Origin of the sequence: Paenimyroides marinum, assembly GCF_900108395.1 — a bacterium.
GTDB classification, from domain to species: domain Bacteria; phylum Bacteroidota; class Bacteroidia; order Flavobacteriales; family Flavobacteriaceae; genus Flavobacterium; species Flavobacterium marinum.
This window is the reverse complement of record NZ_FNXE01000001.1, coordinates 52,729-66,617: the sequence shown is the minus strand read 5'-3', so window position 1 is coordinate 66,617 and position 13,889 is coordinate 52,729. Positions and strand designations below refer to the sequence as shown.

Below are 13,889 nucleotides of genomic sequence, written 5' to 3'. Positions count from 1 at the left end.
AAATACAAATAATGGTCCGTTCGTCTAGGGGTTAGGACGCCAGGTTTTCATCCTGGTAACAGGGGTTCGATTCCCCTACGGACTACCAAGGTTTTTATCAATCCTTAAAAATTGATGGCCCGTTCGTCTATCGGTTAGGACGCCAGGTTTTCATCCTGGTAAGAAGGGTTCGATTCCCTTACGGGCTACTGTTAGTTGTAAATAAGTTTTGTAAAATAATAGTTAGTGTCTCAATTATTATTTTATTAGTTAAAACCAAAGTGATTGAAATTCAATTGTGGGAGGTTTTTCTTTTTTAACTAAAAGTTTTTAAAATAATTATTACAATTAAAAAAGATTAAAAAATGGCAAATCACAAGTCAGCTTTAAAAAGAATCAGAAGCAACGAAAAGAAAAGAGTGTTAAACAGATATCAACACAAAACAACTCGTAACGCAATCAAAGCTTTACGTTTAGTTGAAAACAAAGCAGAAGCTACTGAAAAATTAGTTGTTGTTACTTCTATGATTGATAAATTAGCGAAAAAGAATATCATTCATGCTAACAAAGCAGCTAACTTAAAATCTAAATTAACTAAGCACGTTAACGCATTATAATAACGTATTTAGATTAAAGATAATAACACCCAAGCTCTCCTACCCGAGAGCTTTTTGTGGTTAAACAACTGACCACAAAATTACAAGAAATCTATTTTTATGACTCAGATTAGAAACATCGCAATTATTGCACACGTTGACCACGGAAAAACGACCATGGTTGACAAAATTATGTACCACTGTCAATTGTTCAGAGAGAATGAAAACACTGGTGATTTGATCCTTGATAACAATGATATTGAAAGAGAACGCGGAATCACCATTGTTTCTAAAAACGTATCGGTTCAATACAAAGGAACAAAAATCAATATTATTGATACCCCGGGGCACGCGGATTTTGGTGGCGAAGTAGAACGTGTTTTAAATATGGCAGATGGTGTGCTTTTGATTGTTGATGCTTTTGAAGGACCAATGCCCCAAACCCGTTTCGTTTTGCAAAAAGCCATTGAATTAGGCTTAAAACCATGCGTGGTAATCAACAAAGTGGATAAAGAAAACTGTACACCAGACGAAGTTCACGAAAAAGTATTTGACTTGATGTTTGAATTGGGTGCGGAAGAATGGCAGTTAGATTTCCCTTCGGTTTATGGGTCAGCAAAAAACAACTGGATGAGTACTGACTGGAAACAGCCAACCGATTCAATGGAACCGTTATTGGAAATGGTTATTGACCACGTACCGGCCGCTGAAGAAAAAGAAGGAACTCCACAAATGTTGATTACATCGTTAGATTATTCATCGTTCACAGGCCGTATCGCAATTGGTCGTTTACACCGTGGCGTTTTACGTGAAGGAATGAACATATCTTTGATAAAACGTGAAGGAGGCGTTGTAAAATCAAAAATTAAAGAATTATACACTTTTGAAGGTTTAGGCCGTATGAAAGTGACCGAGGTGAAAGCCGGGGATATTTGTGCCGTTGTAGGAATTGAAGGTTTTGAAATTGGTGACTGTATTGCCGATTACGAAAATCCTGAAGGATTAGAAACCATTAAAATTGATGAGCCTACAATGAGTATGTTATTTACCATTAACGATTCGCCTTTCTTTGGAAAAGAAGGAAAATACGTTACTTCTCGTCATATTAAAGAACGTTTAAACAAAGAATTAGAGAAGAATTTAGCATTACGTGTTAACGAAACCGATTCAGCTGATAAATTCATGGTATTTGGTCGTGGAGTATTGCATTTATCCGTTTTAATTGAAACAATGCGACGCGAAGGATACGAATTACAAATTGGTCAGCCACAAGTAATCATCAAAGAAATTGATGGCGTAAAATGTGAGCCGATAGAAGAATTAACAATCGATATTCCTGAAAACTTATCTGGTCGTGCGGTTGAATTCGTAACATTGCGAAAAGGAGAAATGCTTTCAATGGAACCACGTGGCGAACGTATGATTATTGTTTTCAATATTCCTTCTCGCGGAATCATCGGATTGCGTAACCAATTGTTAACAGCAACAGCGGGTGAAGCAATTATGTCGCACCGTTTCTTAGAATATCAGCCATACAAAGGTGAAATTTCCGGACGTAATAATGGTTCGTTAATTTCTATGGAAAACGGTAAGGCCATTCCTTATTCAATTGATAAATTACAAGATCGCGGCAAATTCTTTGTTGATCCAAATGAAGATATTTACGAAGGTCAGGTAATTGGAGAAAATTCTCGTTCTGACGATATGACGGTAAACGTTACCAAAACGAAAAAACTAACCAACGTACGTTCGTCCGGAGCTGATGATAAAGCACGAATTGTTCCGGCAATCAAGTTTTCATTAGAAGAGGCATTGGAATACATCCAAAAAGATGAATACGTTGAAGTAACTCCAAAATCGTTGCGTTTACGTAAAATCTACTTAAATGAAAACGACCGAAAACGCTATAAGATAGATTAAGTTTTGTCTATTTTTACTAAAAGAAAGCCGTCCTGATTTTTTATAAATGGGACGGCTTTTGACTAACATAAACAAAAATTACTTAATCTCTGCTTTTTTTAATTCTAATTCTTGTTGGCTTACCTTTAATTTTAATTCTGAAACTTTAGTTTCTAATTTTACCAGTTTAGATTTTTCTTTGATTTCTTTTTGAGCATCTAATTTGTTTTTCAATTTTTTTAGTTCAAAACTGTTTTTTGCTTCCTCTAACTTCATTTCGGCTTTGCTTAAATCACTTTCAGCTTTTTTAAGTTTGTCTTTTGCTTTGGTAACATTCTGAATTTTTTTAGCGGCAACTTTATCGGCTTTTAGCTTTGCTTTTTGTTCTTTTTCAAAATTTTTCTGAGCTTTTTGAGCAGCTTTTGCCTCGGCTTCGGCTTTTTTCTTAGCAGCCTTTGCAGCTTTTGCTTCTTGTTTTGCTAATTCTTCTTGTGCCTTCTGTTTGGCTTTTTCTGCTTTTAAAATATCTTCTTCGTAGTTCGATTTAGTAGTAACAGAAGATGATGTTTCTATGTACTGTTCTTGATTATTTGTGACCTTATCAGTATTATTTTTCAGAGTTTCTAAAGGTTCTGTGTCTATTGTAGTTTTTTCTGAAGTTAAACTTTCTTGTGCCGATACTGATATGCTGATCCCTAAAACCATTGCTAGTAGATAAATACTTTTTTTCATAATTCTCTATTTATTTAATTTCTAAATTTAATGTTGTTTTCTCAAAATGTGTGCCAATTACCATTCGTTCACTTTATTTGCATCTAATTTTAGAAAGATAAATAACAATAAGGTAAAGGCAATTAAACTGGATCCACCGTATGAAAAGAAAGGTAACGGCACGCCAATAGTTGGAAAAATACCGATTAACATGGAAATGTTAACAAAAAAGTGCATGAATAAAATGGCGGCTACACAGTATCCGTAAATCCGGTTAAAGTTGTTTTTTTGTTTTTCTGCTAAATAAGTAACTCTAAGTATCAAACTTAAAAAGCAAACTACTACAGAAAGGGATCCTACAAAACCCCATTCTTCGCCAACGGTGGTAAAAATATAATCGGTGTGTTGTTCGGGTACAAAGCCGCCTTTGGTTTGTGTACCTTCTAAATATCCTTTACCTGTCCATCCGCCTGAACCAATGGCTATCATTGATTGATTAAGGTTGTATCCTTCTTTTTTCATATCAACATCTTCACCAATCAATACATTGATACGATCTTTTTGATGAGGTTCCAGAACATTTTCAAAAACATAATCAACTGAAAACACAAAACCACTCATCACAACTGCCAAAATTGCATATATAAACGGATTTCTGTGAATGCTTTTATTGTATATAAAGTGTATAATGCATCCTAATAAAATTAAGACCAGTAAAATTACCGGTTTTATGACCAATGCTAAAATAAATAAAAGAATGGCGAAAAATCCGGTCCAAAGATACCAGGCGGGGAAGCCTTCTCTGTACAAAACAAGGAAAAATACCATAAAAATCATCGCAGAGCCTGCATCGGGTTGTAACATGATAAATGCAACAGGAAGAAAAATAATGCCCATGGCAATTACTTGTTCTTTTAATGTTTGAAAGGTTGTCTGACTTTCGGTAATGTATTTAGAAAGAAATAAAGCGGTACCAATTTTTGCAAATTCTGAAGGCTGCATACTGATCCCCCCAAATTGATACCAGTTTGTTTGTCCCTTAATGGTTTTTCCAAAAATAAATAATCCCATTAATAACAGAATGCCGATGATATAAAAAATTAAGGAGTACTTTTCGTATGTTTTAGCATCTAATGAAAGAATGATAACAATTACAGGAAGGGTGATGCCAATAAACAGAATTTGCTTTCCGTAAATTTGACTTAAATCAAAAATAGAAGTTTCTTCAAGCGGTAGCGAAGCAGAGTAGATATTCATCCAACCAAAAAAAACCAGTGCAGTATATAAAAATATACTTAACCAGTCTATGTTTGCAATGACACTTTGGTTTTCTAAATGTTTAGTTTTTACCATTTTGTTTCGCCTTTAGTTGTAACTGACGTTCTTTTTCTAAACGTTTTAATCGGTCCTTTTCTTCTTTTTGTTTGTCTGAGATATCTCTTAAAACGTAATTTGCAGACAAATCACCTTCTAACATTCTTTTTTCTAAATCGGTACGGGTGATTTCTCCTTTCAGGTATTTTTCAATCATTAACGATGCAATTGGTCCTGCCCAACTTGCACCCCAACTACCATTTTCAATAAACACGGCAACGACAATTTTTGGATTTTCTTTAGGCGCAAAAGCTAAGAAAACAGAGTGGTCTTGTAATTTTGTTTTCTCTCCATCAACCATAGCGAAGTTTTCAACAGTTCCGGTTTTTCCGCAAATTGCAATATCAGGAATTTGTAAACGACTTGCAGTACCTGTTCTGTACACTTCTGCTAAACCTTCAATAACCGGACGAAAATATTGTTTATCGATTGTTGTTTGTTTTCTTTGAACAAAAGATTTATCTATTTGCTTATTTTCGATTTTTTTGATGATATGTGGAGTAAAATAATGTCCTTCGTTGGCAACCGCACACATTACATTGGCTAATTGAATTGGAGTCATAACAATTTCTCCCTGACCTATAGCATTTGATATAATGGTAGTACTTTTCCACCCGCCATTAGGATACCATTTTTTGTAAAATTCAGAACTTGGAATGTTTCCTTTTTGTCCCGATGGTAAATCGTAACCCATATAATCATCCAGTCCAAAACTTTTTAAGTGACTGTACCAGGCATCTACACCTTGTGCCGGTGTTGGATATTTGTTTATAATCCTCATAAACGTTTGAGCAAAATAGGTGTTACATGATTTTGCAATGGCAGCGTGTAAATTCCAGCTACCCGCGTCGTGACAAGCCATAAAAGCTCCACGGGCGTAATGAAAACCATGAGAACAGGGAAAACGGGTTTCGGTATCGATCACTTCTTCCTGCAGACCAATTAATCCGGTTAAAATCTTAAAAGGGGAACCGGGTGCAAATTGTCCCTGTAACACTTTATCTAAAAAAGGTTTACCCGGAATGCTGTCTATAGCTACATAATTTTTTGAACGATCACGACCAACTAATAATTTTGGATCATAAGAAGGAGCAGTTATTAATGCCAGAATTTCTCCTGTTTTGGGTTCTATAGCTACAATACCGCCACGTTTGCGAATCATTAATTCTTCTCCGTATTTCTGTAAAGCACCGTCAATGGTTATGGTTAAATCGTTTCCTTTTACGGCAATGGTGTCATAAATACCTTCTTTAAAAGGACCTATCTCTTTGTTGAATTTATCTTTTTGAATGTAATGCACACCACGGATTCCCCGCAAATCTTCTTCGTAAGCTTGTTCCACACCTCTGATTCCGATTAATTCACCAGATTTGTAATAAGGCTTTCTTTCCAGTTCCATTTCATTAATCTGACGGATGTATCCAAAAACATTGGCTGCATAATCTACCTGATAATCGCGCAGATTTCTTTTCTGAATGTAAAATCCTTTAAAATGGCGGATTTTTTCCTGAAAGGCGGCAAATTCCGTTTTGGTTAATTGTGCCAGAAAAACAGATGGAAGCCGGGGAGAATAAACCTTTGCTTTTTCTATTTTTTTTATAAAATCATCTTTGGTGATTTCTAAAATATTGCATAGCTCCAGCGTGTCGGTATTTTTCATTTCACGCGGAATAACCATAATATCATAACTTGGCTGGTTGGCTACTAAAAGCTGTCCGGTCCGGTCATAAATGTAACCGCGTTCGGGATATTCATATACAATTTTCAGGGCGTTGATGTCGGCTTTTTTTAAGAAAGAATCATCGACAATCTGTAAATAAAAAAGCCTTGCCACAATGATTATTGCAGCTGTCAGTACAATTATGGGAAACAGAAGTTTTCTCATCTTCGTGGCGATTTAATTAATCCTATTATTAAGAAAATCAATAAAATACTGAAAATGGAAGAAGTAATAATACGCAATAGTATTTCCCATATAAAGTGAAGGTTAAAAATTTCGAGAACGATTAATACGGTATGATGAATCAATACGCTTGTTACCACGTACGTAACCAGTTCTGACGAAATTTTATCGGTAATGCGCATCATGTGAAATTCGTAACTATAACCAAACGACATTTTCAACAGATTTTGCCTAACAAATGCCAGAGTGATACAGGCTGTGGTGTGAACACCGCCCGAGTTGTTGAAAATATCTAAAACCAAACCTAGCAAAAAGCTGAAAATCAAAAACAAATGGCGGTTGACATTTAACGGATACAACAAAATGAATAAAATGTACGGGTAAGGCGTTATGAATCCAAAAAAGTGGATATTGTTAAATACTGTTACCTGAAAAAATACAAGAACAATAAAACGCAACGTATTTAAAACAGTAGTATTATTCATTTATTGTTTCTTCTTCAAGTTCTAAAATTTCTTTAATGTGTACGTTTTCAATTAAGTAAACCGAACTAATGTTGGTCATGTCATTAAACAAGCGCACGCTTATGGTGTAAAAATTGGAATTTTTTGATGTGTAAACCTTATCAACCAACCCAACAGGTATGTTTTCGGGAAAAATAGTCGAAATTCCCCCGGTTACAATAGAATCGCCTTTGTGTAATGCTGCCAGTTTGGGTATATCAACAAGCTGCACATAACCTGTGTTTTTACCGTCCCAGGTAATGGTACCAAAATGATCGGTGTTGCTTATTTTCGCACTAATTTTTGTATGCGTGTTAAGAATACTTTGTATAGTGGCATAATGATTAGATACATTTTCAACAATTCCTATGACTCCTTTAGAATTGATTACTCCCATATCTTTTTTAACACCATTTAGCTTTCCGCCTTTTATCGTTAAATAATTGTCTTTTTTAAAGAATGAATTTTTAATGATTTTTGCATGAAACAATTTGTAATCTTGTGCAATACGGATTGAAGGATTCACAGCAAATGTACTGTCAACAATTAATGCACTGTTGTATAAAATTTGTTTCATGCGGGCATTCTCTTCTGCCAAACGGTTGTTTTCATCTTTTAAATGAAGGTATTCAGTAATGTTATTTGTTTTTTCATAAACCGTACCCGAAACAACGTTGGCACTGTGAAACATTTGGCTTTGATGATAGGAGTGTGTCTGCGTTGTTAAATACAATGAAACTACTAAAAGCAGCAAAAACAGTAGCCTGGTACTGTTTTTAGATATAAAATAAATGATTTGCTGCATATTCTATGGCGGTTTTATTTTATAAGAATGCTCTTAAATTTCTCAATGTTTTTAAGCACAACTCCGGTACCGCGAACCACGGCACGTAAAGGGTCTTCGGCAATATATACTGGTAAATCTGTTTTTTGAGAGATGCGTTTGTCCAATCCTCTTAACATAGATCCACCACCAGCTAAATAAATACCCGTGTTGTAAATGTCGGCAGCTAATTCCGGAGGAGTTTGTGACAAGGTTTCCATAACGGCATCTTCAATACGCTGGATTGATTTGTCTAATGCTTTCGCTATTTCACGGTACGATACATTCACCTGTTTTGGTTTACCCGTTAACAAGTCACGACCTTGTACCATTAAATCTTCCGGTCCCTGCTCTAAATCTTCAATGGCAGCACCAATTTCAATTTTAATTTTCTCTGCAGTACCTTCACCCACAAATAAATTGTGTTGGGTACGCATATAGTAAATAATATCGTTCGTAAAGACATCGCCGGCGATTTTTACCGATTTATCACAAACAATACCGCCTAAAGCCAAAACAGCAATTTCAGTAGTACCACCACCTATATCAACAATCATGTTACCTTTAGGTTGCATAATGTCCACACCGATACCGATTGCTGCTGCCATTGGTTCGTGAATCAGATATACTTCTTTACCGTTTACGCGTTCGCACGATTCTTTAACGGCACGCATTTCAACTTCGGTAATACCTGATGGAATACAAACCACCATGCGCAATGCCGGTGTGAATAGTTTCTTTTTTAATGCCGGGATACTTTTAATGAACAAATTGATCATTTTCTCAGAAGCATCGAAATCTGCAATAACACCATCTTTCAACGGACGTATGGTTTTGATGTTGTCATGTGTTTTTCCCTGCATTAAGCTGGCTTCTTTACCCACAGCAATTATTTTTCCTGATACGCGGTTACGAGCAACAATAGAAGGGCTGTCAACAACAACTTTTCCGTTATGTATAATTAAAGTATTTGCAGTACCAAGGTCCATAGCAATTTCCTCGGTCATGAAATCAAAAAATCCCATATATTTTTTTAATGGTGTTAAGTTAAACTATTCCGTTATATTTTTAATGTTTAAAGTGACGAATACCTGTGGTCACCATTGCCATTTTGTTTTCGTTACAATAATCAATACTTAAATTGTCTTTAATAGAACCACCTGGTTGAATAACTGCTGTAATTCCGGCATTTTTTGCAATTTCCACACAATCAGGGAAAGGAAAAAAAGCATCACTTGCCATAACAGCGCCGTTTAGATCAAAGGCAAAAGAATTTGCTTTTTCAATAGCCTGACGTAAGGCATCAACACGAGATGTTTGTCCTGTACCAGAGGCACATAATTGTTTGTTTTTAGCCAATACAATTGTATTTGATTTGGTGTGTTTACAAATTTTTGAAGCAAACAATAAATCTTCAATCTGTTCAGTCGTAGGTACTAAAGTGGTAACGTTTGTTAAGTGTTCTTTAGTATCTGTAACGTTATCTTTATCTTGTAATAAAATACCGTTTAAACATGTACGAACTTGTGTTTTAGGCAGTTCAACATCTTTTATTACCAAGATAATTCTGTTTTTCTTTTCTTGTAAAATGGTCACAGCATCATTGTCATACGATGGTGCAATAACAATTTCGCAGAACAATTTATTAACTTCTTCAGCTGTTGCTTTGTCAATGTTTCCATTAGCAATCAATACCCCGCCAAAAGCAGAAGTTGAATCGCCAGCCAGCGCAGCTAAATAAGCTTCTTTCATCGTTGGTTTTTGAGCCACACCACATGCGTTATTGTGTTTCAATATAGCAAACGTAGGTGCATCAGCTTTAAATTCATTCATTAAATTAACAGCGGCATCAACATCTAATAAATTGTTGTAAGATAATTCTTTTCCGTGTAATTTATCAAACATTTCGTCAAAATTTCCAAAAAAAGTTCCTTTTTGATGTGGATTTTCTCCATAACGTAATGTTTGTGCTTCACTTTCACTGATTTTTAAAATAGGTTCTTGAGCCTCTTGGTTAAAATAGTTGAAAATAGCTCCGTCGTAATGAGATGAAGTATGGAATGCTTTTGTAGCTAAATATTTACGTTGAGCCAAGGTGGTGGTACCGTTTCCTTCTGTGTAAAAGTTTAAAAACGTAGCGTATTCTTCAACAGAAGCAACAATTACCGTGTCTTTGAAATTTTTAGCTCCGGCACGAATTAATGAAATTCCGCCTATGTCAATTTTCTCGATGATGGCTGCCTCATCAGCACCCGAAGCGACTGTTTTTTCAAAAGGATATAAATCAACAATAACTAAATCAATTTGCGGAATAGCATAATCTTTCATTTGCTGAACATCCGTTTCGTTGTCTTGCCTGTTCAAAATTCCTCCAAAAACTTTAGGGTGTAACGTTTTTACACGACCGCCTAAAATAGAAGGATACGATGTTACCTCTTCTACAGGAACTACCGGGATACCTAAATCTTTAATAAATGTTTCGGTTCCGCCTGTTGAATAAATTGTAACGTTATTTTTATGCAATTCTCTTACAATTGGCTCTAATCCGTCTTTATCAAATACCGAAATTAATGCCGATTGAATTTGTTTAGTTGTATTCATTGATTGTTTATGTTGTTAAGGTGCAAAAATAGTATATGTAATTGATTTAATGAAAATTATTTGTGTTGATTTTTGCCACATTTTATCTTTTAAAATACGGTTGATTTTTTTTGTTAAACAAGATGCGTTTAAATACGATAAACGATTTTGTGGGATATTGTCTTTTTGGTGTGATGTTATTGAAAATCAATGCTGCCAAAAACAGAATAAAGATGCCGGTAATTACCGGAGAAAAAACATACTCATACCCCAAATTGGTAATTGCCGGACCGCCTGTAACGGCAATTAAAGCGGTGGCACCACCGGGTGGGTGTAGTGCTTTTGCCATTTGCATACCGATAATTGACACAGAAACAGCCAGCGGTGCGGCAATCCACAAATAATCGCCTAACAATTTGTACGAACTAACACCTACAATTGCCGAAATAATGTGACCTAAAAATAAATTTCTGGGTTGTGCCAAAGGACTGCCGATATTTCCGTAAATTAAAACAGAACTTGCACCAAATGAACCGATTAAAAGTGTCAGGTCGTATTTAGAAAGGTAATGGTAGTTCAAGTAGCAAATCAAACCAAGACCTACGAATGATCCTATAAAAGACCAAAAATGTTCTTCAAAATCAATCAGTGTTTCTTTATACAACAGATACCGTGTGCGGCGGTATGTTTTCGTTTTTTTTATTGGCATTTCTATGGCGTATTTATGCTTGTTTTTAAACCTGCGAAATTAGCAATAAAAACAATCTCTTAGCTGATTATTGATAAAAAAACAATCAAAAAAAGCTGTTGGGTTGTGAATAATGCATTTATGAATTTTTTTGCTAATTAAGTGAACATCTTTTGCCAACAATAAAAAGCATTATTTACAAAATAGTAACTGTTTTTATACAATTTACTTCTTCAAAACCACCTTTTTGATTTCGTTTAACTTCATTAAGGCTTCAACAGGGGTTAGCGTGTTGATGTCTAAATTTACAATTTCCTCTCTGATTTCTTCTAAAATGGGATCGTCTAATTTGAAAATGGATAATTGTAAATCATCTTGTTTCAGAGCATCTTGAGTACTTTCGGTTTTATGGCTTGCCTCTAACTTCTTTAAAATTTTCTGTGCTTTTTGAACGACTAAATTCGGCATTCCTGCCATTTTTGCCACGTGGATTCCGAAACTGTGTGCACTTCCACCTGGAACTAATTTTCTTAAAAACAACACATTATCTTTCAGTTCTTTTACCGAAACGTTGTAGTTTTTAATGCGTTCAAACTGTTCGTGCATATCGTTGAGTTCGTGATAATGTGTGGCAAATAACGTTTTGGCTTTTTGCGGATGTTCGTGAATGTATTCGGCAATTGCCCATGCAATAGAAATTCCATCATAAGTGGATGTTCCGCGACCGATTTCATCTAATAAAACCAAACTTCGGTTGGTTAAATTATTCAGAATAGAAGCCGTTTCGTTCATTTCCACCATAAAGGTCGATTCGCCCATAGAAATATTGTCCGATGCGCCTACACGTGTGAAAATTTTATCAACAATTCCCATTCTCACGAAACTCGCCGGTACAAAACTTCCCATTTGTGCCAATAAGACAATCAATGCCGTTTGACGCAAAATAGCTGATTTACCCGACATATTCGGTCCGGTAATCATAATGATTTGTTGGGTGTCGGTATCTAAATACACATCGTTTGCGATGTAAGGTGTACCAATCGGCAACTGTTTTTCAATAACTGGGTGACGGCCGTTTTTGATTTCCAAAATATGGTTTTCTTCTAAAACAGGACGAATGTAATTATTTTCCGTAGCCAACTGTGTGTATGATTGCAAACAATCCAATTGAGCGACTAATTGTGCATTGAGCTGAACCGGTTGAATATACTGCGAACACCACATAATGAATTTCTCATAAATTTCTGCTTCAATCTTAGAAATACGTTCTTCGGCACCTAAAATTTTGGCTTCATATTCTTTTAATTCTTCTGTAATGTAACGTTCTGCACTAACCAATGTCTGTTTGCGGATCCAATCTGCAGGAACCTTATCTTTATGCGTATTTCTAACTTCGATATAATAACCGAAAACGTTGTTAAAGGCTACTTTCAACGAAGGAATTCCTGTGGCTTCGCTTTCTCGCTGTTCAATAGCTTCTAAAAACGATTTGCCCGATTGTGAGATATTCCGCAGTTCGTCCAGTTCTTCGTTTACCCCATTGGCAATCGCATTTCCTTTGTTCAGTGCCACCGGAGCATCGGCAGAAATAGTGGTTGAAATTTTTTCACGTAACAATTCACAAGCATGCAGGTTGTCGCCAATTACTTTCAGCGCATCGTTTTTAGATTGCAAAGCTGTTTCTTTTAAAGGAATAATCGCATCCAGGCTTTCCTTTAAAATGACAAATTCACGAGGAGAAATTTTTCCGGTTGCCAGTTTGGAAATCAATCGTTCCAAATCGGAAATCTGTTTGATCTGATATTGAAAACTCTGTAAAACTTCGGGATTTCCTTTGAAATAATCCACCACATCAAACCGCTTGTTAATAGCATCAATGTCTTTTAAAGGCAATGCCAGCCAGCGTTTTAACAAACGTCCGCCCATGGGCGACAGTGTTTTGTCGATTACATCCAAAAGCGTGGTAGCGTTTTCGTTTGCCGAACCGTATAGTTCCAGATTGCGAATCGTAAACCGGTCCATCCACACGTAAGCATCTTCGGCTATGCGTTGGATATTGGTAATGTGCTGTATTTTATTGTGCTGCGTTTCAGATAAATAATATAAAATCGCTCCGCACGAAATAACGCCTTCCTGCAATTCATCAATTCCAAAACCTTTTAACGAGTTGGTTTTAAAATGACTGGTCAAACTTTCGTTGGCATAATCGTCTTTAAAAATCCAGTCTTCCAGATAGAACAAATTGAAATCACTGCCGAAATGATGCAGAAAATTATTTTTGTTGCCTTTTTGAACCAAAACTTCGCTCGGTTTAAAGTTTTGAAGTAATTTATCGACGTATTCTTCGTTACCTTGCGACGTTAAAAATTCGCCCGTGGAAACATCTAAAAAGGCAATTCCTATGTTTTTTTTACCAAAGTGTAATGCCGCCAAAAAGTTGTTGCTTTTAGATTGCAACACTTCATCGTTAATGGCAACACCCGGTGTAACCAATTCGGTAACACCACGTTTTACAATGGTTTTAGTCATTTTTGGATCTTCTAACTGATCACAAATAGCCACGCGTAAACCTGCTTTTACCAGTTTGGGTAAGTACACATTTAAGGAATGATGTGGGAACCCTGCCAACTCGGTTTCGCTGCTGGAGCCCGCTCCGCGTTTGGTTAAGGTGATTCCTAAAACTTTTGCAGTTCGCACGGCATCTTCGCCAAAGGTTTCGTAAAAATCGCCCACTCGAAACAACAAACACGCATCGGGATATTTCGTTTTTATCTGATTGTATTGCTGCATGAGCGGGGTTTCTTTTTTTACTTTTTCCTTTGTTGCCATTGTT

At 36.0% G+C, this 13,889-nt stretch carries 11 protein-coding genes and 2 tRNA genes; 4 read left to right on the top strand and 9 right to left on the bottom strand.

Going from position 1 to position 13,889, the window contains the following annotated elements; translation table 11 throughout:
- Nucleotides 1-13 precede the first annotated feature (13 nt).
- From BLW20_RS00315 to typA, 4 genes are all read left to right on the top strand, one after another.
- Nucleotides 14-88, top strand: a tRNA-Glu gene (locus BLW20_RS00315).
- 28 nt (nucleotides 89-116) lie between these two features.
- A tRNA-Glu gene (locus BLW20_RS00310) sits at nucleotides 117-188 on the top strand.
- A 156-nt stretch (nucleotides 189-344) separates the two neighbouring features.
- On the top strand, nucleotides 345-596 hold the full coding sequence (gene rpsT / locus BLW20_RS00305) for a 30S ribosomal protein S20 (protein ID WP_091095144.1): 252 nt from the start codon (nucleotides 345-347) through the stop codon (nucleotides 594-596).
- Nucleotides 597-695: 99 nt separating this feature from the next.
- Entirely contained in the window at nucleotides 696-2,495 is a 1,800-nt protein-coding gene (typA, locus tag BLW20_RS00300) for a translational GTPase TypA (RefSeq protein ID WP_091095142.1), read from the top strand.
- 78 nt (nucleotides 2,496-2,573) lie between these two features.
- Here the strand turns inward: typA and BLW20_RS00295 are convergent, their stop codons facing one another.
- The 9 genes from BLW20_RS00295 to mutS form a co-directional block, all read right to left on the bottom strand.
- Complete coding sequence (locus BLW20_RS00295; RefSeq protein WP_091095140.1) at nucleotides 2,574-3,206, bottom strand: hypothetical protein; 633 nt, start codon at nucleotides 3,204-3,206, stop codon at nucleotides 2,574-2,576.
- Between the two features lie 57 nt (nucleotides 3,207-3,263).
- Entirely contained in the window at nucleotides 3,264-4,538 is a 1,275-nt protein-coding gene (gene rodA, locus BLW20_RS00290; protein ID WP_091095138.1) for a rod shape-determining protein RodA, read from the bottom strand.
- Nucleotides 4,525-6,444: a penicillin-binding protein 2 gene (gene mrdA, locus BLW20_RS00285; RefSeq protein ID WP_091095136.1), complete on the bottom strand. Its 1,920-nt coding sequence runs from the start codon at nucleotides 6,442-6,444 to the stop codon at nucleotides 4,525-4,527. The genes rodA and mrdA overlap by 14 nt, the downstream gene beginning before the upstream one ends.
- Nucleotides 6,441-6,947, bottom strand: a complete 507-nt coding sequence (locus tag BLW20_RS00280) for a rod shape-determining protein MreD (RefSeq protein ID WP_091095134.1) — start codon at nucleotides 6,945-6,947, stop codon at nucleotides 6,441-6,443. Before BLW20_RS00280 ends, mrdA begins: the two co-directional genes overlap by 4 nt.
- Nucleotides 6,940-7,770, bottom strand: coding sequence for a rod shape-determining protein MreC (gene mreC, locus BLW20_RS00275; RefSeq protein WP_091095132.1), 831 nt, complete (start codon nucleotides 7,768-7,770; stop codon nucleotides 6,940-6,942). Before mreC ends, BLW20_RS00280 begins: the two co-directional genes overlap by 8 nt.
- Before the next feature lie 14 nt (nucleotides 7,771-7,784).
- Nucleotides 7,785-8,813, bottom strand: a complete 1,029-nt coding sequence (locus BLW20_RS00270; RefSeq protein WP_091095130.1) for a rod shape-determining protein — start codon at nucleotides 8,811-8,813, stop codon at nucleotides 7,785-7,787.
- 43 nt (nucleotides 8,814-8,856) lie between these two features.
- Nucleotides 8,857-10,389, bottom strand: a complete 1,533-nt coding sequence (gene purH, locus BLW20_RS00265) for a bifunctional phosphoribosylaminoimidazolecarboxamide formyltransferase/IMP cyclohydrolase (RefSeq protein ID WP_091095128.1) — start codon at nucleotides 10,387-10,389, stop codon at nucleotides 8,857-8,859.
- A gap of 82 nt (nucleotides 10,390-10,471) precedes the next feature.
- Nucleotides 10,472-11,077 carry an HPP family protein gene (locus tag BLW20_RS00260; RefSeq protein ID WP_091095126.1) on the bottom strand — a complete coding sequence of 202 codons (606 nt, stop codon included), beginning with the start codon at nucleotides 11,075-11,077 and terminating at the stop codon, nucleotides 10,472-10,474.
- A gap of 204 nt (nucleotides 11,078-11,281) precedes the next feature.
- Complete coding sequence (gene mutS, locus BLW20_RS00255) at nucleotides 11,282-13,885, bottom strand: DNA mismatch repair protein MutS (RefSeq protein ID WP_091095124.1); 2,604 nt, start codon at nucleotides 13,883-13,885, stop codon at nucleotides 11,282-11,284.
- Between the last annotated feature and the right edge of the window lie 4 nt (nucleotides 13,886-13,889).